The organism is Spirillospora sp. NPDC000708 (assembly GCF_040299565.1).
Taxonomy (GTDB): Bacteria; Actinomycetota; Actinomycetes; order Streptosporangiales; family Streptosporangiaceae; genus Spirillospora.
This window is the reverse complement of the sequence record NZ_JBEPCJ010000096.1, coordinates 21,460-42,283: the sequence shown is the minus strand read 5'-3', so window position 1 is coordinate 42,283 and position 20,824 is coordinate 21,460. Positions and strand designations below refer to the sequence as shown.

At 74.8% G+C, this 20,824-nt stretch carries 14 protein-coding genes; 7 read left to right on the top strand and 7 right to left on the bottom strand.

Going from position 1 to position 20,824, the window contains the following annotated elements; genetic code table 11:
• Window positions 1-332 precede the first annotated feature (332 nt).
• Together lepB and ABT299_RS43040 are read left to right on the top strand one after the other, a co-directional pair.
• The gene (gene lepB / locus ABT299_RS43045) at window positions 333-833 is read left to right on the top strand and encodes a signal peptidase I (RefSeq protein WP_500254296.1); all 501 of its coding nucleotides are present in this window, start codon (window positions 333-335) and stop codon (window positions 831-833) included.
• Window positions 834-900: 67 nt separating this feature from the next.
• Complete coding sequence (locus tag ABT299_RS43040; RefSeq protein ID WP_500254295.1) at window positions 901-1,812, top strand: aldo/keto reductase; 912 nt, start codon at window positions 901-903, stop codon at window positions 1,810-1,812.
• A 9-nt stretch (window positions 1,813-1,821) separates the two neighbouring features.
• Here ABT299_RS43040 and ABT299_RS43035 read toward each other — a convergent pair whose 3' ends face one another.
• The 7 genes from ABT299_RS43035 to ABT299_RS43005 form a co-directional block, all read right to left on the bottom strand.
• Window positions 1,822-2,586, bottom strand: a complete 765-nt coding sequence (locus ABT299_RS43035) for an SDR family NAD(P)-dependent oxidoreductase (RefSeq protein ID WP_500254294.1) — start codon at window positions 2,584-2,586, stop codon at window positions 1,822-1,824.
• An 88-nt stretch (window positions 2,587-2,674) separates the two neighbouring features.
• Window positions 2,675-3,280: a TetR/AcrR family transcriptional regulator gene (locus ABT299_RS43030; RefSeq protein ID WP_500254293.1), complete on the bottom strand. Its 606-nt coding sequence runs from the start codon at window positions 3,278-3,280 to the stop codon at window positions 2,675-2,677.
• Window positions 3,281-3,366: 86 nt separating this feature from the next.
• On the bottom strand, window positions 3,367-6,213 hold the full coding sequence (locus ABT299_RS43025; protein ID WP_500254292.1) for a glycoside hydrolase family 2 protein: 2,847 nt from the start codon (window positions 6,211-6,213) through the stop codon (window positions 3,367-3,369).
• Window positions 6,214-6,329: 116 nt separating this feature from the next.
• Window positions 6,330-7,829 (bottom strand): ABC transporter ATP-binding protein, encoded by a 1,500-nt coding sequence (locus ABT299_RS43020; protein ID WP_500254291.1) that lies wholly within the window; start codon window positions 7,827-7,829, stop codon window positions 6,330-6,332.
• A complete protein-coding gene (locus tag ABT299_RS43015; protein ID WP_387032262.1) occupies window positions 7,826-8,716 on the bottom strand; it encodes an ABC transporter permease in 891 nt (296 codons plus the stop codon). Before ABT299_RS43015 ends, ABT299_RS43020 begins: the two co-directional genes overlap by 4 nt.
• Entirely contained in the window at window positions 8,706-9,689 is a 984-nt protein-coding gene (locus ABT299_RS43010) for an ABC transporter permease (protein ID WP_190855566.1), read from the bottom strand. Before ABT299_RS43010 ends, ABT299_RS43015 begins: the two co-directional genes overlap by 11 nt.
• Entirely contained in the window at window positions 9,690-11,255 is a 1,566-nt protein-coding gene (locus ABT299_RS43005) for an ABC transporter substrate-binding protein (RefSeq protein WP_500254290.1), read from the bottom strand.
• An 815-nt stretch (window positions 11,256-12,070) separates the two neighbouring features.
• Between ABT299_RS43005 and lanL the strand changes: the two genes are divergently transcribed.
• The 5 genes from lanL (at window position 12,071) to ABT299_RS42980 (ending at window position 20,810) form a co-directional block, all read left to right on the top strand.
• Window positions 12,071-14,920, top strand: a complete 2,850-nt coding sequence (lanL, locus tag ABT299_RS43000; protein ID WP_500254289.1) for a class IV lanthionine synthetase LanL — start codon at window positions 12,071-12,073, stop codon at window positions 14,918-14,920.
• The gene (locus tag ABT299_RS42995) at window positions 14,917-16,944 is read left to right on the top strand and encodes a S9 family peptidase (protein WP_500254288.1); all 2,028 of its coding nucleotides are present in this window, start codon (window positions 14,917-14,919) and stop codon (window positions 16,942-16,944) included. The genes lanL and ABT299_RS42995 overlap by 4 nt, the downstream gene beginning before the upstream one ends.
• Before the next feature lie 5 nt (window positions 16,945-16,949).
• Entirely contained in the window at window positions 16,950-17,108 is a 159-nt protein-coding gene (locus ABT299_RS42990) for a VenA family class IV lanthipeptide (RefSeq protein ID WP_190855574.1), read from the top strand.
• 145 nt (window positions 17,109-17,253) lie between these two features.
• Window positions 17,254-19,080, top strand: a complete 1,827-nt coding sequence (locus tag ABT299_RS42985) for an ABC transporter ATP-binding protein (protein WP_500254287.1) — start codon at window positions 17,254-17,256, stop codon at window positions 19,078-19,080.
• Complete coding sequence (locus ABT299_RS42980) at window positions 19,077-20,810, top strand: ATP-binding cassette domain-containing protein (RefSeq protein WP_500254286.1); 1,734 nt, start codon at window positions 19,077-19,079, stop codon at window positions 20,808-20,810. Before ABT299_RS42985 ends, ABT299_RS42980 begins: the two co-directional genes overlap by 4 nt.
• The last annotated feature ends 14 nt before the right edge of the window (window positions 20,811-20,824 follow it).

The following is a 20,824-nucleotide window of genomic DNA, read 5'->3' as shown; positions in this document are numbered from 1 at the left end:
GCCACCCTCCCGCCACCTCCGGCCCGCCCCCCACCCCCGCGGCCCCCACCTCCCCGCCCAGCCGGCCCCCCCCTTGCCCGGGGCCCCCGCGGCCGGCGCGGCCCCCCCCCCCCGGCCCTGTCGGGAGGAACCGGCGCCACGCTCATTGACCTCGATCAGGACGGGCGGCCGGCGAGAGAGCGGGTCGAGACCCGCGCCCGCCGCATAGAAAAAGCCTTCATCACCCTGAAATCCGAAAGCCCCTGAAGCCCTCGGGCCTCGCACAGGCGGCGGGTGGATTCGGGAGATTTGGGGCGGGGCGGTCAGTAGCATGGGCGGCCATGCGGAGGCGGGTGATCGCCCTGGCGGCGGTTCCATGGTTGGTGGCGGGATGCGGCGCGGCGAATTCGGCGGTGCACGGGTACCACCGGTACAGCGATCCCAGCGTGGCGATGGAGCCGACGATCCGCGCGGGGCAGACCTTCGACGCGCGTCCGGTGGACCACGGCGACTACAAGTCGAAGCGGGGCGATGTCGTCGTCTTCTCCATGCCGTCCTGGCTCGGGGGACGTGACGCGCCGCAGGTCAAGCGGGTGGTGGCGATTCCGGGCGACCGGATCGCATGCTGCTCGCGCGATGGCCGGGTCATGCTCAACGGCGCCGCGCTGGACGAGCCGTACCTGGCGGCGGGCACGAGGGAATCGACGTTCGGGCCGGTCTCCGTGCCGGCGGGGCGGCTCTGGCTGATGGGGGACAACCGGGGGTCTTCGGCGGACTCGCGGTACCACCTCGGCGACGGCGGCCAGGGCACCGTGCCCGTGTCGGCCGTTGTCGGCGTGGCCGTTCTCAAGTAGGCCGCCGAGGTTTCGCGCAGGCGAGAAGCGATGGCGGCCGCACCGGGCCGGGTGTGATCATCCGGGCATGACCCCGAACATGATCGACGCGGCGGCGGCGGGCACCTGGCGGCTCGGCGACCTGGTGGTGAACCGGCTCGGCTTCGGCGCGATGCGGCTGCCGCAGACCGGCACGGCGCTCGTCCCGGACGCCGTGCCGCGCGACCGCGGGCAGGCGGTCGCGGTGCTGCGGCGGGCGGTCGAGCTCGGCGTGGACCACCTCGACACGGCCGCCTTCTACTTCTCGGCGCTGCGGTCGGCGAACGAGCTGATCAACAGCGCGCTGGCGCCCTATCCGGACGGTCTCGTGATCGCGACCAAGGTGGGGCCGACGCGGGACGCGTCCGGACGGTGGGCGCCGCACGCGATGACGGCGGACGCGCTGCGCGGCCAGGTCGAGGAGAACCTCCGCCAGCTCGGCCGCGACCACCTGGACCTCGTCAACCTGCGCGTCAACGACGACCACGACCGGTTCGCCGAGCGGTTCGGCGCGCTCGCCGAGCTGCGCCGGGCCGGGCTGATCCGGCATCTCGGGCTGTCGAACGTCCGGCCGCACCACCTGGCGGAGGCGCAGGCCATCGCGCCGGTCGTCTGCGTCCAGAACCCGTACGGCGTCGGCGCCTTCCCCGAGCAGGAGGAGATGCTGCGGCTGTGCGGCGAGCAGGGCATCGCGTTCGTCCCCTTCTATTCGCTGGCGGGCACCCGCCGCCTGGAGGGGCTGTCCGGCGACGACGACCCGGCGATCAAGGCCGTCGCGCGCGCACACGGGGCGTCCGCCGCGCAGATCCGCCTGGCCTGGACGCTGCACCAGGGTCCGCACGTCCTGGCGATCCCCGGCACCGGCGACCTCGGCCACCTGGAGCAGAACGTCGCCGCCGGTGCCCTCAGCCTGAGCGATGACGACCTCACCGCCCTGGCGCCGCACCCGGGCCCGCGCTGAGTCGCGGCGTCAGGCGGCTATGACGGCGGTGGTGGTGCGGCCGCCGTCGACGTCCAGGGTGATGCCGTGGACGAAGGCGGACTCCTCGGCGGCGAGGTAGACGGCGGCGTGGGCGATGGCCCGGGGGTCGCCCAGGGTGCCGGCGGGGGTGCCGTTCATCATGACCTCGCCCGGGCTCGGCTCGCCGGGCGACGGTTCGAGGATGACGCCCGGGGAGATCGCGTTCACGCGGACGCCCCGGGGACCGAACTCGGCGGCCCAGGCGCGGGTCAGCGTCTCCATCGCGCCCTTGGTGGAGCTGTAGAGCGCGCCGACGGGGACGCCCAGGCGCGCGATCCACGAGCCGAGGTTGATGATCGCGCCGCCGCCGGCTTCGGCCATGGCGGGGGCGATCACCGCGGTCAGGAAGAACGGGGCCTTCACGTTGACGGCGTAGACCCGGTCGAAGGTCTCCTCGTCGGTGTCCGCCGTGCCGTCGCCGGGGTAGATGCCGGCGTTGTTCACCAGGATGTCGAGGCCGCCGCCAAGGACGGCCGTCGCGTCGCGGGCCAGGGCGCGCGACGCCTCGGCGGTGCCGTCCAGGTCCGCCTGGACGAAGTCGGCGCGGCCGCCGCGCGCGCGGATGCCGTCCACGACGTCCTTGCCGCGGTCGGCGCTGCGGCCGGACACGACCACGTGCGCGCCTTCGGCGGCGAACGCCTCGGCGATGGCCCGGCCGATGTTGCTCGTCGATCCGGTCACCAGCGCCCGCCTGCCTTGCAGACGTCCGTTCATCATGTGCTCCCTCGACGGTTGGCGTGCCGCGGTGCTCCCGCGGTTCAGCCACTGTGCAAGGGAAAAAATGGACCCGCAAGTCCAAAAATCAGGCGGGGCCCGCCAGCCGCCGCAGGTCGTCGATCGCCTGGTCGAGGGCGGCGCGGAGGTGGGACGACCGGCCGGTGGGCTGGAGGATCGCGACGCCGCCCTGGATGCCCGCCAGCAGCGCGGCCGCCCGCCGGTCGGCGTCGACGCCGGCGGGCAGGTGGCCCGCGGCCTGCAGGGCGCGGACGCCGGCGGCGAGGCTCGCCTGCCACTGGTCCATGAGCTCCACCACGATGGCGCGGGCTCCGGGGGTGGCGCGGCCGACCTGCAGGAACAGCGAGCCGAGCGGGCACTGATCGCCCTGCTCCTCGTAGCGCTCGACGACGACGTCCCGCCACCGGCGCCACGCGTCCCACGAGTCCAGGCGTCCGAGGTAGGGCTGCTGGTCATCGAGGACCTGGTCGGCTTCGTACTGCGCGATCGCGAGGAGCAGCTCGTCCTTGCCCGCGGGGAAGTAGTGGAACAGCTGGCTCTTGCTGGCGCGGGTGCGCGCCATGATGTCCTCGAGGGTGGCGAACGCCACGCCCCGCTCCCGCACCACCTGGGCCGCGCCCTCGACGATGCGGTCCCGGGTGGCCCGTCCCTTGGCCGTCAGCTTCGTGGCCACGCGCGCCTCCCTGAAGTGGACCAGAAGGTCCAACCTAACGCGGAAGGCCGGACGGGGACGCGCCCCGTCCGGCCTTCGCGCCGGGGTCAGCCGGTGCGGCGGGTCTGCTCGGGGACGTTGAAGCCGTTGACGCGGACGTCGGGCTTGCCGGACGTGGCGGAGTAGCGGGCGGTGATCGTCTGCTGCTCGCCCGGCCAGAGCGTGACGTCGTTGTCGCTCCAGCGGATCGGCAGCACCTGCTTGCCGCCGGCGAACAGGTCGGCCCGGGTGAACAGGGCCGGGGCGCCGCCGCGGCCGACGTTGCGGACGGTCACGCTCGTCACCATCTCGCCGCCCTCGCGGCGGGTGGTGGCCTGGACCTTGACGTCGGCGGGCTTGAGGGAGCGCAGGCCGGTCAGGTCGGCGTAGCCGTCCTTCTGGAAGACCGCGAACCCGTTGGACGGGGTGTACTTGCCGGGCGCGTGGGTCTTCGGCCAGTCGACCTGGTCGGCCTTGGTGGACAGCCAGTACACGTTGCGGCTGACGACCTTGGAGCCGCGGGTGAGGGTGAGCTTCTCGAAGTAGGTCTTGGAGATCCCGGCCGGGACCTTCGGGCGCAGGACGGTCCGGACGTCCTGGCTGCCCAGCGCGCCGACGGGGGCGCTGGCGGTGGCGCGGACCTTGCCGTCGAGGTCGATGATCTGGGCGGTGGCGCGCAGGCCGTCCTGGCGGGCGCCGGTGAGGTTGGCGACCTTGATGGAGCCGTCGTCGTAGGAGTACATGACGTGCACCGGCTCGTTGGCCTTCTTCGCGCCGAAGTAGACGCCCGGCTGGTCGAAGTCGGAGCCGTACATGCTCCACTGGAGCGACGGCCACGCCTTGTTCAGCATCCAGTAGATGATCCCGGTGCTGGGGTTGGCCTTGTCGGTGGAGTTGCCGATGTACGACTCGAACTGCGCGCGCGTGACCTCGTACTGGCCGAGCTGGACGGTCTTCTGGTACGAGCCGGCGTCCTTCCAGGGGCCGTACCGGTGCCACAGCGGGGTGTTGTAGACGCCCATCCGGGACAGGCGCGTGTAGTCGGAGTAGAAGAACGTGTGGTACATGTCCTGGCCGGCGGTCTGGCCCTGCGCGGTCGCCGGGTCCCAGATCTTCTTCTGCTCGGCGGCGCTGAGGAAGCGGTTCAGCGAGTCCTGGGTCGGGATGGTGTTCCCGGTGCTGACCTCGGTGTCGAAGCCCCAGGCGCTGCCGGTCATGCTGAGCGTCGGGTCGTTGGTGTTGACGGTCTCGCGCTTGTTGTTCCACAGGGCGTTCGGCGGGAAGTAGTTGTAGCCGCCCTCCTTGGTGCCGGCGGGCCCGAGCTTCGGCGACGACTTGTACTCGGCCGCGGCGACCTGCGGGAGCCGGAAGTCGGCCCGCTCGAACGCCTTGAGGAAGAGGGCCTCCTTCTCCGCGTCGGGCGCGTCGTCGCTGCCCTGGAAGAAGGTGAAGACGCTCGGGTGGTCGCGGAGCCGCTCCGCCATCCTGCCCGCCTGGTTGGACGCGTTGGCCTTGACGTCGTCCGACCAGGTCGACGACTTGCCCTCCCACAGCGCGCAGCACTGCCAGCCCGGCATGGCGAGGACGCCGGCGCGGTCGAGCTGGGCGAACATGTCGTCCGGCGGGAAGTTGCCCTCGAACCGGACGGCGTTCAGGCCCATGTTCCTGATGTAGGAGATCTGGTTCGAGACGTTGGACGGGGAGTAGCGCAGGAACAGGTCCGGCGACCATCCGGCGCCGCGGATGACCAGCGGCTTGCCGTTGACGATGAACTGCCGGTAGCCGTCCTTGCCGTGGGTCTTGCCGGGGACGGGCTTGGTGAGCCGCGACGTCACCGTCCGGATGCCGAAGTCCTCGGCGGCGGTGCTGGAGACGGTCCCGCCCACGGACGCGTCGAGCGCGAGGTGGTACATCGGCTGGTCGCCCATCTGGTACGGCCACCAGACCGCCGGGTTCTTCAGGTGCAGGCCGGGGCAGTCCGCCTTGGTGATCGCGACGGTGCGGGTCGTGTGCGCGGGCACCGTGACGCTGGCCTTGCAGGCGATGCGGGTCGAGCCGTGGGTGATCGTCCCGGACACGGTCACCCGCTGCGGCGTGCCGGTGTTGTTGCGCACGTCGGCCTTGACGGTCAGGTCGGCGGTGGACAGGTCGGGGGCGTCGTCCTGGAGGACGTGCGCGTTGCGGACCGAGACCGGGCCCTCCTGGACGATCTGCGGCGCGTACTGGAGCCCGGTGTTCTGGTCGGGCGCCATCGGGTTCCAGTCGACCTGGTTCTGGGTCAGGTACCGCATGGGGGTGTCGAACTTGGTGATGTCCTCGTCGTTGCGGGAGACGTCGAGCGCGATGGCGTTCGCGCCGTCCCGGACGTACGGGGTGATGTCGTACTCCAGCCGCGCGTAGGAGCCCTGGAGCTGCGCGCCGGCGGCGATCTTCTTGCCGTTGATCCAGAGGTCGGCCTTCCCGGAGACGCCGTTCATCACCAGGAGGGTGCGGCCGTCCTTGCGGGGGTGGACGGTGAGCTGCTCCCGGTACCACCAGTTCGCGTCGAACTGCTTCGTCGGGACCTTCTTCATGTTGTCGTTGTCGAAGATGTTCGGGTAGCGGCCGTTCTCCAGCAGGCCCGCCATCAGCGTCTCCGGGCGGGACAGCGGCAGCCATCCCTTCGTCGAGTAGTCCGGTCTGGAGATCTCGGCGCCGGTGTCGCGGGTGTCGGCGGACGACCGGATCGCCCAGCCGGAGGTCAGCTCCGTCGTCCCGGACGCCCGGATCGCCTGCGCGGCGGTCCGGTGCCCGGTGAAGGCGTGGCCCGGCATCGCGTGGGCAGGCATCGCGTGGGCCGGTACCGCGGGGGCCAGCGTCCCGGCGAGGGCGAGGGCGGCGCACAGCGCCGTGGTTCGTGTCCTGGACCCGCTCATGTGTCCGTCACTCCTTAGTGCGGCGGGGGCCGGGCGCTTCCCGGCGGCCGATGCACTCATGCTCGGTCCGGGGGCACCCGCGGGGCCGTAGGGCCAGGACGTCAATGGGGGTAGTGCTAGGCCCACTTCGCGGTGAGGGCGGTGGCGTCCAGGAGCCGCCTGGTCTCGGGGTGGCGGGCGTCGCCGAGGTCGTGGGCGGGCAGGTCCTCGGCGATCCGTCCGGCGTGCAGGACGACGATCCGGTCCGCGACGCGGCGGGCGACGCGCAGGTCATGGGTGACCAGGGCGATCGTGATGCCGTGGTCGCGGCGCAGGCGGCCCAGCAGTCGCAGGACGCGCTCCTCGGTGAGGACGTCGAGGCCGCTGGTGGGCTCGTCGGCGAGCAGCACGTCCGGCCGCTGCGCGAGCGCCCGCGCGATCGCGACGCGCTGGCATTCGCCGCCCGACAGGGTGGCGGGGCGCCGCGCCGCCATGGCGGGGTCGAGGCCGACGTAGCGCAGCAGGTCGTCGTCGTAGGGGCCGGCCTGCGCGATCGCCTGCCGGACGGTGTGCCGGGGGTCGAAGGAGGCGAGCGGGTCCTGGAAGACCAGGCCGGTCCGGCGGCGGACGGCGCGCCGTTCCCGGTCGCGCAGCGCCCAGACGTCCCGGCCGCCGCGCAGGACGGTGCCGGCGTCGGGGCGGTCGAGGGCGGCGAGGGCGCCGACGAGCGTCGACTTGCCGGAGCCGCTGCGCCCGACGATCGCGACGGCCTCGCCGGGACGGACGGCCAGGTCGGCGCCGTCCAGCGCGACGGTGACGCGGCGCCGGGACCGCAGGACGCGCCGCAGTCCCCGGACGGAGACGGCCTCGCCCTCGCCCGCCGCCGGGGGAACGCCGGCCGGAGGGTGAACGCCGGCCGGAGGGGGCGCGGCGGTGGCGGCGGCGACCAGGTCCCGCGCGAGGTCGCTCCGCGGGTCGCCGAGGATCCGCGGGGCGGGCCCGTGCTCGACGACGCGGCCGTCGCGCATGACGGCGATGTCGTCGGCCCAGCGCGCGGCGGCGGCCAGGTCGTGGGTGATGAGCAGGACGGCGCGGTCGCGGGCCTGCGCGCGGACGAGGTCGAGCACGGTCGCCTGGGTGACCGGGTCGAGCGCGGTGGTGACCTCGTCGGCGATGAGGACGGGCGGTTCGTGCACGGTGGCGAGCGCGAGCGCGACCCGCTGCGCCTGCCCGCCGGACAGCTCGAAGGGGTGCGCGGCGGCCAGCGCCGGGTCGAGGCCGAACCGGGCCAGCGCGGCGGCGGGGTCGCCGGTGCCGTGCGCCTTGACGGTCTCGGCGAGGTGCCGCCGGACGGTGACGGTCGGGTTGAGCGAGGCGAGCGCGTCCTGGAAGGCGTACCCGACGTCCCGCCCGCGCACCGGGGGCCGGCCGTCCACCAGGACGGTCCCGCCGTGCGGGCGCAGGCCGGCGACGGCGCGGGCGGTGAGGGTCTTGCCGCTGCCGCTCGGCCCGACGAGCGCGAGGACGCGCCCGGCCGGGACGGCGAGGTCGATGCCGTGCACGACGCGGCGTCCGGGGACGTCCACGGTGAGCCCGGACACGGTGAGCCCGGTGGCGGTCAGGCCGCTGGAGGTCACCACGTCCCGCCTTCGCCGGAGGGGCCGGCGACCGCGCCGGCGACGGCGTTGACCGCGATGATCGTGGCGACCACGGCGGCCGCGGGGATCGCGACGGTGTACCACTCGCCGGTGAGCAGGTGCGACTGCGCCTCGGTGAGCAGGTTGCCCCAGCTCGGCCGGTTCGGCGGGACGCCGAGGCCGAGGAAGCTGAGCGTGGACTCGGTCAGCACGGCGTGGCCGACCTCGAACGCGGCGACGGACGCGACGGGCGGCAGCGCGCCGGGCAGCAGGTGCCGCCACAGCACCTGCCACCGGGACAGGCCGAGCGCGTAGGCGGCGCGGACGTGCAGGCGTTCGCGGCGGCCGCGCAGCTCGGCACGGACGATCAGCGCGACCGGCATCCAGCTCGTCAGCGCGATCGCCGCGACCACCAGGCCGAGGGACGGGCCCGCCACGGCGGCGAGCGCGAGCACGATGACCAGCAGCGGGAGGGCGAGCAGGACGTCGGCGGTGCGCGCGATGAGGCCGTCGAGCCAGCGCGGCGCGATCGCGGCGAGCCCGCCGAGGAGCAGCCCGAGCCCGACCGCGATCGCGGCGGCGGTGAGCCCGACCAGCAGGGACGTGCGGGCGCCGTACAGCATCCGGGTCCACAGGTCGCGGCCGAGCGGGTCGGTGCCGAGCGGGTGGCCGGGCGAGCCGGGCTTCAGCGATGTCGCGGACGTGTCGGTGGCGACCGGGTCGAGCCCGGTGAGCAGCGGCGCGAAGAGGGCGAGCAGTGCCAGCGCGGCGAGCACGGCGACGGCGGCGAGCAGCGCGGGGCGCCGGGGCCGCAGCCGGACGGCGAGCAGCCCGCGCACGCGGGCGGCGGCGTGGGTGGTGGTGGGGGCGGGGGCGTCAGGCGGCATCGGCTCGTCCCGTCCGGGCGCGGGGGTCCAGCGCCGCGACGATCAGCTCGGCGGCCAGGTTCGCGGCGATCACGATGAGGCCGGTGACCAGCACGATGGCCATGAGCAGCGGGTGGTCCTGGGCGCGGGCGGCGGTGATGGCCTCGCGGCCCATGCCGGGCCAGGAGAAGATGACCTCGGTGGCGTAGACGCCGGCGATCAGCGTGCCGACGCCGACGCCGAGCCGCGCGGTGAACGGCACCAGCCCCGGGCGCATGAGGTGCCGGGCGACGACGGTCCGCCGGGGCAGGCCGCGGACGCGGGCGTTCTGCACGTGCGGCGCGTCCCGGAGCCGTCCGACGCCGTTCTCCACGAGCCGCACGTACACCCCGAAGTGGTGGCCGAACGCGAGCGCGCACGCCGGCAGCACCAGGTGGGCGAGCAGCCCGTACGCGGTGACCGGCTCCCCCGGGCGGCCGACCCCGCCGGACGGCATCAGGTGCGTCGCCGCCGCGAACACGTACAGCAGCAGCAGCGCGACGACGAAGCCGGGCATGCCGCCCATCACGAACAGCAGGAGGTCGATGCCGCGCCGCAGCCACGCGCGGCGGGTGAGCGCCGCGACGAGGCCGACCGCGAGGGCGGCGGCGAAGCTCAGCAGGACGGCGGCGGCGGTGAGCAGCAGCGTCCACGGAACGGTGTCGCCCAGCGTCTCGGTGACCGGCCGCCCCGACATGTACGAGGTGCCGAGGTCGCCGCGCACGGCGTGCGACGCCCACCGCCAGTACCGGACGGGCGGCGGGTCGTCGAGGCCCATCTCCGCGCGCAGTTCGGCGACCGCCGCCGGGGACGGCGGGCGCCCGCCCGACCGCGACTCCAGCACCGACGCGGCCGGGTCGCCGGGCGCGGCGTCCAGGAGCCCGAAGCACACCGCCGACAGGGCGGCGACGACCAGCACGGCCGTCGCGACCCGGCGGACCGCACGGAGCGCCATCTAGTTGTAGCGCCAGGTCTCGGCGTTCCAGAAGAACCCGTAGCCGTGGTGGCCCAGCGTGCGCCGCGCGGGCCCGGTAAGGTTCGCCGGGACGGCGTTGATCGTCTTGAGGTAGGAGATCCACACGAACGGCGGATCGTCCTGCAGCGCCTGCTGGAACGCGGTGTAGGCGGCCTTCCTCCCGGCGGGGTCGAGGGTCGAGCGGCCGTCCTCCAGCGCCTTGTCCGCGACGGGGTTGCTGTAGGAGCCGTAGTTGGAGCCGCCCTTGGCGAGCACCTGCGACGAGGCGAACGGCCCGTAGACCGAGGAGTCCGGGTCATAGGGCGTGCCCCAGCCGACCACCATGCCCTGCAGGTCGCCCCAGTGCTTGCGCACCCAGTCGCGCGGGCGGGGGCGCGGGTCGACGTCGAACCCCTGCTGCTTGAGCTGCGTGGCGGACACGTTCAGGATCGCGACGCGCAGCGAGTCCTCGGCGAAGGTGGTCAGCTCGAACTTCACGGTCCTGCCGTCCTTCGCCCACAGCCCTCGGGCGTTCCTGGCGTACCCGGCGTCCTTCATGAGGGACGCCGCCTTGGCGGGGTCGAAGGCGAACCCCGGGGCGGCGGCGTACGGGCTCGTGTCCAGCGGCCCCTTCGCCGGGGTGCCGTAGCCGAGGACGACGCTCCTGGTGATGGCGTCGCGGTCGACGGCGTGGTTCATCGCCTGCCGGACCCGGCGGTCGGCGAACACCGGGTCCTTCATGTTGAACATGAGCGCCCGGTAGTCGGCGGTCGGGTACACCTCCAGCCGGTGCCCGCCGGCCTTGCCCGCCTGCTGCGGCGCGAGGTTCGCGGCGTCCACCTCGCCGTTGCGCAGCTGGATCAGCCGGGCCGAGTCGTCCGGGACGTACTTGACGACGACCTTCTTCAGCCCCGGCCTGCCCTCGTAGTAGCCGTCGAACGCGGTCAGCTCGGCGTACTGGCCGGGCTTGTAGGTGGTGAGGGCGAACGGGCCGGTGCCGACGGGGCGCTGCCCGAACCCGGGGTCGGTGAGCTTCTTCCCCTGGAGCAGGTGCTTCGGCAGCATGCCCATCGACACCGCGTCCAGCATCGGCGCGAACGGCTCGTCGAGGACGAGCCGGACCGTCGCCGGGTCGGGCGTCTCGACCGACCTCACCATCGAGAAGTTGCGCGACAGCGGCGAGTCGGCGCCCGCGTCGCGGACGGTCTCGATGGTGAACTTCACGTCGCCCGCGGTGAACGGCTTACCGTCCTGCCAGGTGACACCGGGCCGCAGGGCGAACGTGTACGTCCGGCCGTCGGGCGCGACCGTCCACGACCTCGCCAGCGCCGGGACGACCTTGTTGTCGTTGTCGTGCCGGGTCAGCCCACGGAACACGAGCTCGGTCACCGGGTCGGTGTGCTCGTCCTGCAGTCCGGGGTTGAACGTCTCCGGCTCGTCCCCGATCGCGTAGGTGAGCGACCCGTCCTTCCCGCCGGACGCGGGCTCGCCGCCCTGCCCGCACGCTGACGCGACTGAGGCCGCCAGCACAACGGCCATCCCTGCCATCACCGGACGTTTCACCATGCGCGGCATTATTGCAAACTCCTCGCAGTAGCGAGTTACTCGCATCTGCCCGCACGGCAACCCCGCGAGGAGCCACCCGCGCGAGGCCGAGCCCGGCTGCTTCAGCGAGGCCGCGTCCGGTCGTGGAGGGAGGTCGCGGCCGGGCACCTCGGGAATCGGTCGCGCCGGCCGGCTCCCGGGGCGGCGCAGCGGATCCTTTTTCCTGGCGCGGTCCATCCTTCTTTCCGTCAGCCCTCCGACGCCGTGAAAGGTGAACGGGGCAGTCGGAATGACGGGCGGCCTGCGGCGTGCATCTCCCGATCTAGGGCGACAATACGGATAAATTAGGACAACAGAACTGCATTCGGCCGCCTCGAAGCCCGCCGGCCGACGGAGAACGATCGCCTCGCGCCGCGCGACGGTGCGCTAAAAGGCCCGCGGTGGTGCGCTAAAGAGCCCGCCTAGCTGCGCTTTTGCCGATCGCGCGGCCGAATGCGGACAGCAACTCGATCATAACTGTCCTGTCGAGATCAGAGTGTGCCATGGGCCCGGTCAACCCCCTGAAGGGCTCCTCTTGCGGTCAGTTACCGCCTCCTACGTCACACCGGTCACACCGGTCACAGCCATTAATGCGGCCGAAGAATGTTCCCCACCAACCCGGTAGGGATGATTTGTTATTCGCCCCTCTGGATTTCTCGCCGGGTCCGTGGTTAACGTGTTCCCGTTCGCCGAGAAGTTCCGGCCGGCACCGGGAGAGGCGAACCCGATCAAGGCGGCATTCGATCTTTGCGCGCGTAGGGCGGCACTCGAAACGCGCAATGAGAGCGGAGATCCTCATGGTGGATTTCAATTTCAGTGTCTTCTCGGCTGCCCCGGAGGCGGCGGACGAGGACACGGCTCTCACCGATCTCCTCACGGCGGCGATCGGTCGGGCGCCCGCCCCGGAGCGGTGGCGCACCGGCCGGGCCGGCATGTGGTGCACCGTCGTCCCCGACGGGGCGCCCCGCCGCCAGCAGGGCTGGAAACTGCACGTCACGGCCACCCCGGCGGCGGCGCCCGAGGTCCTCGAACGATGTCTGGAGGTCCTCCTCCAGGCCGGCTCGGTGTTCAAGTTCGCCGCCACGACCGACTACGTCGCGGCCCTCAACGCGCGCAACACGCCGCGCGGTCATTCGGGCAAGTTCGTCACGGTCTATCCCGAAAGTGATGACGAGGCCGTCCGGCTCGCCGCCGCGCTGCACGACGCGACGGCCGGCCTGCCGGGCCCGCGCATCCTTTCCGACCGGCCCTACGCGGCGGACAGCCTCGTCCATTACCGCTACGGCGCTTTCACCGAGGACCGGCGTCTCACCAATGACGGATTCTACGCCTGGATGATCATCGATCCCGACGGGAATCCGGTCGAGGATCGGCGCATCGGCCGCTACACACCTCCCCCTTGGGTGACCTGTCCCTTTCCTGACAACGGCATGCGGGTCACCCGCCCGGAAGGCGGTTCCCGAAAGGACATCGTCATCGGCGGGCGCTTCGCGGTCAAGAACGCGATCCGCCACACCAACAAGGGTGGAGTTTACCGTGCCGTGGACGTCCACAGCGGTGACGCGATTGTGCTCAAGGAAGCACGTCCGCATGTCGCCGCGGATATGGAGGGCCGCGACACCCGGGACCGGCTGCGCGCGGAGGCCCGCGCCCTGGAACGGATTCAGGACCGGAGAATCGCGCCCCGCTCGGCCGGCTTGTTCACCCAGAACGGGCACCTCTTCCTCGCGCAGGAGATGATTCCCGGAACGCCGCTGCGGGAATGGACGGCCGATTCCATCCGCGAGGCCGGCTGGGGCCCGCACCTCGCTCCGGCGCTCGACATGGCGCGCCGGCTGGCCGACCTGATGATCGAGGCGCACGCCGCCGGGCTCGTCCTGCGCGACTTCAACCCCAACAACGTCATGGTGCGGCCGGACGGCGCGCCGGTGCTGATCGACCTCGAACTGGCCGCGGCGGCCGGCGGCGGTGAGGACGTGCCGCTGCGCGCAGGCACCCCCGCCTTCAGCTCGCCGGAGCAGTTCGAGGGCGCGCCGCCCCACCCGACGGCGGACTACTACAGCCTCGGCGCGACGCTGTGCTACGTCCTCACCGGCGGCCCACCCTACTTCCTGGAAGAGCACCCGCGGCCCCGACCGCTGACGCAGCGGCTCACCGAGTGGCTGGCGGCCCGCACCCAGGGCCTGGACCTGCCCGAGTCCCTGCGGGCGGTGCTCGTGGAGCTGATGGCGGACGACCCCGGACGCCGCTGCACGCCGGCGCGGGCCCGCTCCGTCCTGGCCTCGTGCGCACCGACCCCCGTCCCGCCCCAGGCCCGGCGCGCCGGGGCGGACCACGGGCACACCACCGACGGGCACGCCACCGACGGGTACTCCGCCGACGAGGGCGCCGAGCTCGGCGAGGCCGCACCCGAGTGGCTGCGGGAGGCGTGCGAGCAGGCTGTCAGGGGCCTCACCGGCCGGCTGCTCGCGGCCATGGATCCGGAGTCGCCGCAGGCGCTGTGGCCGATGTCCTGCGTGCACGGCGCGCCCGACCCGTGCAGCGTCCAGCACGGCGCCGCCGGATGCACCGGCGCGCTGGTGCGGTACATGCGGCACACCGACGATCCGCGCCTCCCGGACGCGTCCGCCACGGCGTCGCGCTGGATGCTGGACCGCCTGCACGACGGCACCCGGCGGCCGTCCGGGCTGTATTTCGGGACGGCCGGCGTCGCGTGGGCGCTGCTCGACGCGGGCCTGGCGCTCGGCGACGAGGGCCTGGCCGAGGAGGCGGTCGCGCTGGCGGAGGCGCTCCCGGCCGCCGCCCCCGGGCCCGACGTCACCCACGGCACCGCGGGAATCGGCCTGACCGCCCTGCACCTGTGGGCCCGGACCGGCCGGCCGCTGTTCGCCGAGCGCGCCCTGGCCGCCGCCGACGCGCTGGCCGCCTCGGTCGAGGAGGGCCCGGACGGGCTCGTCTGGCGGACGCCCGCCCACGTGGAGTCGAAGCTGGCGGGCAAGTCGTACTACGGGTTCGCGCACGGCATCGCGGGCGTCGGGTACTTCCTGCTCGCCTGCGCCGAGGCGACCGGGCGCGACGAGCACCGGGAGCTGGCCGTCCGGGTCGGGGACAGCCTGCTGGACGCGGCGGTCATCACGCCGCGCTCGGCGATGTGGGGCGCCGGGACCGGCGACCCGCCCACCGCGCCGTACTGGTGCCACGGCGCGTCCGGGATCGGGACGTTCCTCGTCCGGCTCGGCGCCGCGACCGGCGAGGCGCGGTTCCTGCGCGCGGCCGACCTGTCCGCCGGCGCGGTGACCGACCAGTCCTGGCGCGCGGTGCTCGGGCAGTGCCACGGCCTGGCGGGCAACGGCGACTTCCTGCTCGACATCGCCGACATCACCGGCGACGCCCGGCACCGGGCCGCCGCCTGGCGGCTCGCCCGGATCATCATCGCCAACCGCGCGCACCGCGACGGCCGGATCGTCCTGCCCGACGAGCGCGGCGACGTCTCGATGAGCTGGGGCGAGGGGCTGAGCGGGGTGCTGGCGTTCCTGGTCCGGCTGCGGTACGGCGCGGAACGGCTCTGGATGGCCGACGGCGCGGGCGCGGCGGGCGCGGCCGAGGACGCGGTGGCCGGCACGGCCGTGCGGGGGTCCGCGTCGTGAACGCCACCGCGAACGGCACCACGGGCGGCACCGCGGGCGGCACCACGGGCGGCGCCGTGAACGGCACCGCGGGCGGCGCGGCCGACCCGGCCGTGCCCGCGCTGCCGGAGATCCCGACCCGGTTCGGCCTCGCCTTCTCCGCCGGGGGCCGGTGGGCCGCCTGCCTGAGCGCCGTCGGCGACCACGTGACGCTGGAGCGGTGGAACCTCGCCCGCGCCGTGCCGTCGCGGCGGGTGTTCGGCGGCGGGACCGTCGCCTCCGGACCGGACCGCCGGGAGCCCGTCGACCGGCACAGCCGCCCGCTGCCGCTGGACGACGGCCGCCTCCTCGTGGTCCGTCCCGAGGTCGACGCCCACGGGGCGCCCTCCGGCCACGGGACGGTGGTCGCGGCGCAGGCCGGGCACGGCGGCACGACCGTCGGGCGGTCCTGGTGGATCCCGTCGATGCTCGCCGGATACGCGCTGGCGAGCCCGGGCGCCCCGCAGACCGTCGTCCTCGTGACCGTGGAGGACGAGCACCGGTCGCGGATCTGGGAGCTGTCGCTCGCCACCGGCCGGCTCGAACCGGTCATGGCCGTCCCCGGCACGCTGTCGGGCGGCGTCTGGCTCGACGACGGGCGCACGCTGGCCCTCGACCAGGCGACCGCGGACCACCGCGCCGACGGGATAGCCGTCGACCTGCGCGAACGCTCCTGGCGGCGGGTCTGGTCGGTGGCCGCCGCGACGGCGGACCGGATCGTCGCCCGCGACCGCCGCTCGGGGACGCTCGCGGTGACCACCGGCCTTCCCGGCGCCGAGTGGACCGGCTCCCTGCGGATCGGGCTGTGGTCGCCCGGCGGCGGGCGCGTCCGGTTCCCGGCGGCGCTCAACCGGCCCGGCGGCGGCATGGTCCCGCTGACCTTCGACGACACCGGCGCGCACCTGCTGGTGAGCGAGGTGTCGGGCGCCGTGTCGCGGCTCCTCGTGCACACCCGGGAGGACGACCGGCTCACGCCGGTGGCCGTCCCGCCCGGGACGGCGGGGCCGCCCGCCTCGTGGACGGGCGACCGCATCCACCTGCGGTTCTCGGCGCCGCACCTGCCGCCGACGCTGGCGACGGCGCACCGGCCGCCGCTCGCGGGCTGGGCGCCGGTGCGGCGGGCGCCCGACGTCGCGGCGGACTGGCGGAACGCCGAGCTGGTCGAGCTGGCGGGCCCGGCGGGGCCGATCGAGGCGATCGTCTACGGCGGTCCCCGCTGGCGGGAGCGGCGGCACCTGGTGCTGGCGCTGCACGGCGGCCCGCTGTCGGCGTGGCGGTTCGAGTTCGACCCGCTGTTCCAGCACCTCGCCGCCGCCGGCATCGCGGTGGTGGCGCCCAACCAGCGCGGCAGCACCGGCTACGGCGCGCGCCACCTGCGCGCGGTGATCGGCGACTGGGGCGGCCCCGACCTGGAGGACGTCGTCCACCTGGCGCGCGGCATCGCCCTGCCCCGGCGGGACGCGGGGCTGCCGGAGCCGGTCGTCCTCGGCGGCAGCTACGGCGCGTTCCTCGCGCTGCTGGCCGCCTGCCACAGCCCGGACCTGTGGTCGGGCTGCGCGGCGCTCGCGCCGTTCACCTCCGCCGACGGGCTGTACCGCGACGCGCCCGCCCCCGTCCGGGACCGGGTCGCGCGGCTCACCCGGACCGGCGGCGGCACCGGACCCGCCGGCCAGGAACCCGCCCCCACGGAAGAGGGCGGTACGGGACCGGGCGGCGACGCGCCCGGCGCGGGACGCGACGTCCTGCGCGCGTGCGCCGCGCTCACGGCGCCGCTGCTGCTGGCGCACGGGACCCGCGACGAGGTCATCCCCGTCGCGCACTCCCGGGCGCTGCGGCGGCGCCTCCTCGAACTCGGCAGGACCGAAGGGGCCGGCCTCGACTACATCGAGGTCGACGACGGGCACACCGCCGTCGTCCAGGCATGGTCCCCGGTCCTCCGGACGGCGGTGGTCCGCTTCTGCCTCGCGGCGGAGCGGATCTCGGCGACGACGAACGGAGGGAGGTGAACAGAATGGAGAACATCTTCGAGGGTGACCTCGTGGCGGAGCTTCAGGAGCTGCCCGAGACCGACCCGATCGAGATCGAGGGCGTTCAGCTCAGCGGCACGTGCGCCTGCGTCGGCCTGCTGACCCTGCTGAACTCCGTGTGCATCGGCATCTCCTGCGCGTGATGCCCGATCCCTACCGCGGGCCGGGGCGCCTGAGGTGACCCCGTCCGCAGACACCGGTCACGGGCCGGCCGAGAGGCCGGTCCGTGACCGGACCCACTTTCCACTGTAACCCGACGGCCGCCGAACGCGAACGGAGCCGACGAGCGTGCCCGATCCCGAGCCCGAGTCCGCCGCGGGCGGCGGACCCCCGCCTCTCGCCGGATCCCCCGCCGCGCCCGCCGCGCTGCGCCGGGACGGCAGGCGGCTGCTGCGCGCGGCGGCGCGCCGCTTCCGCGGACCGCTCGTCCTGCTGGCGGCCGTCACGGCCGTCCGCGTCGCGGCGATGCTCGCGACGCCGGTCATGCTCGGCCGGGCGATCGACGCCGTCCGCTCCGGCCGGGGCCTCGGCGCCGCCGTCGCCGGGCTCGCCGCCGTCCTGCTCACCGCCGCCCTCGCCGACGCCGCCGAGGAGCTGGCGGGCACCTACTGCGGCAGCCGCATCACCGCGTGGCTCCGGCACCGCCTCGTCGGGCGGGTCCTGGAGCTGGGCGTGCCCGGACGGCGCCGCTTCCCCGCCGGGGACGTGCTGTCCCGGCTCACCGAGAGCGCGGGCGGCCCGGCCGTGTTCCCGACGCTGCTGCTGTCCGGCGCGGCGGTGCTGGCGACCACGGCCGGCGCGGTCGTCGCCCTCGGCCTCATCGACTGGACGCTCGCGCTGGTCTTCGCCCTCGGGACGCCGCCGGCCGTCCTCGCGCTGCGGATGTTCGTCGCGAAGGCGGGCGCTCCGTTCGCCGACTACCAGCGCCACCAGGCGGAGATCGGCACGCGGCTGCTCGACGCCCGGCAGGGCGCCCGCACCATCCGGGCCTCCGGCACCGCCGCCCGCGAGGTCCGGCGGATCCTGCGGCCGCTCCCGCTGCTGGGGGCGGCCGGGCGCCTGACCTGGGAGGCGCAGGGGCAGGTGGGCTGGCGGCTCGCGCTGCTCGCGCCGCTGCTGCAGATCATGGTGGTCGGCGTCGCCGGGGTCCGCCTCGCGAGCGGCGACGTCACGGCCGGGGAGCTGGTCGCCGCCGCGTCGTACACGGCCATGGCGGTCGGCGCGGCGGCGCTCTTCGACACCTTCGTCGCGCTGCTGAACTGCGAGGTCGCCGCCGGGCGCGTCGCGGAGATCCTCGACGCGGACCCGGCCGTCCGGCCGCCGGAGCGGCCCGTCCCGCTGCCGGACGGTCCCGGTGCGCTGCGGCTGCGCGGGGTCACCGTCCGGGTCGGCGGCCGGACGGTGCTCGACCGCCTCGACCTCGCGGTGCCGCCGCGGACCGCCGTCGCGGTGGTCGGGACGTCCGGGTCGGGCAAGAGCGTGCTGGTGGCGACGGTCGCGCGGCTCGCCGACCCGGACGAGGGCCGCGTCGAGCTCGACGGCGTGGACGTCGCGGACGTCGCGCTCCCGGAGCTGCGGAGCGCCGTCGCGTACGCCTTCGAGCGTCCCGCGCTGCTCGGCGCGACCGTGCACGACATGATCGCCTACGCGCGGCCGGGCGCCACCCGCGCCGAGGTGCGCCGCGCGGCGCGGACCGCGGCGGCCGACGGGTTCGTCCGGGCGCTGCCGGCCGGGTACGACACCCCGCTCGCCGAGGCGCCGATGTCGGGCGGCGAGCTGCAGCGGCTGGGGCTGGCCCGCGCGGCGCTGGCGGACGCGCGGCTGCTCGTCCTCGACGACGCCACGAGCAGCCTCGACACCGCGACGGAGATGCGGGTGACGCGGGCGCTGCGGGAGGTCCTCGCGGGGCGCACCAGCCTGGTGGTGGCGCGGCGGCCCGCGACGGCGGCCCGCGCGGATCTCGTCGCCTGGCTCGACGCGGGCCGGATCCGCGCGCTCGCGCCGCACGGCGAGCTGTGGGCCGACCCCCGGTACCGGGCCGTGTTCGCCGCCGAGCCCGGCGAGCCGCCCGGCGAACCGGCGCCGTACGCCGCCGCACCGGGACCCGCCCTGTGACCGCCGCGCCCGCCGCCCGGCTGCTGCGCCGCCACCTGCGCGGGCGGTGGCCCGCGATGCGGCGCCTCGCCCTGTGGTCGGCGGTCGAGAGCCTGCCGTCGTTCGCGTCCGGCCTGCTGCTCGCCCGCGCGATCGACGACGGCTTCCTCGCCCGCCGCCCGCTGACCGGGCTCGGCTGGCTGGCCGCCCTCGCGGTCCTCCAGGCGGTCGGCGCGCTCGGCACGCGGCGGATCTACCCCTGGCTCGCCGCCACCGTCGAGCCGCTCCGCGACTCCCTCGTCGGCGCGGTCGTCACCGGCGCGCTGCGCCGCACGATCGACCGCGCGGCCGGCCCCGCGTCCGCGTCCGGCGGCGCCGGTGCGGGGATCTCGCAGGTCACCGAGCAGGCGGAGGCCGTTCGGGCGCTGCTCGGGACGGCGCTGCGCAACGTCCGGCAGATGCTCGCGGCGGGGATCGCCGCGCTGCTCGGGCTGACCCTGCTCGCCCCGCTGCCCGCCCTCACCGCCGCCGTGTCCGTGACGCTCGCGCTGGCGCTGTTCGGTGCGCTGCTCGGCGTCCAGGTCCGCCGCTACCGGACGGTCGTGCGGGAGGCGGAGCGCATCGGCGAGACGGCGACCGAGATCGTCCAGGGCGTCCGGGACGTGGTGGCGTGCGCGGCCGAGCCGCGCGCCGCCCGGACCGTGGGCGAGGCGGTCGACGCGCAGGCCGGGGCGCTGCGGGCGTTCGCCCGGTCCCGGCTCGTCCGGCTGCCCGTGCTGGCGCTCGGGGTGCACGTGCCGCTGCTCGCGCTGCTCGCCCTGTCGCCGCGGCTCGTCGAGGAGCACCGGCTCACCACCGGGCAGGTGGCGGGCGGGGTGAGCTACCTGGTCACCGGGCTCCAGCCCGCGATGGTGCTGCTGGTCGACGCCGGCGGGACGCTGCTGCTCAGCCTGGCCGTGGTCCTCGGGCGGCTCGCCGAGGTCTGCGCGGAACCGGCCCGCGCGCCCCGCTTCGCGGCGCCGGTGACCGCCACGTCCTACGACCTGGAGGCCGAGAACGTGACGTTCGCGTACTCGGCCGAGGCCGCGCCGGTCCTCGCCGACCTGTCCCTGTCCATCCCGGAGGGCACCCATCTGGCCGTCGTCGGGCCGAGCGGGACGGGCAAGTCGACGCTCGCCGACGTCCTCGCCGGACTCGTCCGGCCCCAGCGGGGAGGCGTCACGCTCGGCAAGGTGCCGCTGCCCGAGCTGGACGAGGCGCAGCTCCGGTCGGCCGTCGCGCTCGTCCCGCAGGAGAGCTACGTGTTCGCCGGGACGCTGCGGGAGAACCTCGCCTACCTGCGCCCCGACGCCGTCACCGCCGACATCGACGAGGCCGTGGACGCCGTCGGCCTGGCCGGGACGGTGGAGCGGCTCGGCGGCTACGACGCCGCCGTGCCGCCCGGCGGCGGGTCGCTGTCGCAGGGGGAACGCCAGCTCGTCACGCTCGTCCGCGCGTACCTGTCCGCGGCGCCCGTGACGATCCTCGACGAGGCGACCTGCCACCTGCACCCCGCCGCCGAGGCCCGCGCGGAGCGGGCGCTGGCCGCGCGCGGCGGCACGCTCATCGTCATCGCGCACCGGATCAGCTCCGCGCAGCGGGCCCAGCGCGTCCTGCTGCTGGACGGCTCGGCCCCGCAGCTCGGCACGCACGGCTCCCTGCTCGCCCTCAGCCCCGTCTATGCCGAACTGGTCGGCCACTGGCAGACCTGACGGCGCTGGGCGCC

Bases quoted from the DNA above. Each gene is read 5' to 3' on its own strand.
- ABT299_RS43040 (WP_500254295.1), top strand. From the start codon at position 901: ATGACCCCGAACATGATCGACGCGGCGGCGGCGGGCACCTGGCGGCTC.
- ABT299_RS43035 (WP_500254294.1), bottom strand. From the start codon at position 2,586: ATGAACGGACGTCTGCAAGGCAGGCGGGCGCTGGTGACCGGATCGACG.
- ABT299_RS43025 (WP_500254292.1), bottom strand. From the start codon at position 6,213: ATGAGCGGGTCCAGGACACGAACCACGGCGCTGTGCGCCGCCCTCGCC.
- ABT299_RS43015 (WP_387032262.1), bottom strand. From the start codon at position 8,716: ATGCCGCCTGACGCCCCCGCCCCCACCACCACCCACGCCGCCGCCCGC.
- ABT299_RS43010 (WP_190855566.1), bottom strand. From the start codon at position 9,689: ATGGCGCTCCGTGCGGTCCGCCGGGTCGCGACGGCCGTGCTGGTCGTC.
- ABT299_RS43005 (WP_500254290.1), bottom strand. From the start codon at position 11,255: ATGGTGAAACGTCCGGTGATGGCAGGGATGGCCGTTGTGCTGGCGGCC.
- lanL (WP_500254289.1), top strand. From the start codon at position 12,071: ATGGTGGATTTCAATTTCAGTGTCTTCTCGGCTGCCCCGGAGGCGGCG.
- ABT299_RS42990 (WP_190855574.1), top strand. From the start codon at position 16,950: ATGGAGAACATCTTCGAGGGTGACCTCGTGGCGGAGCTTCAGGAGCTG.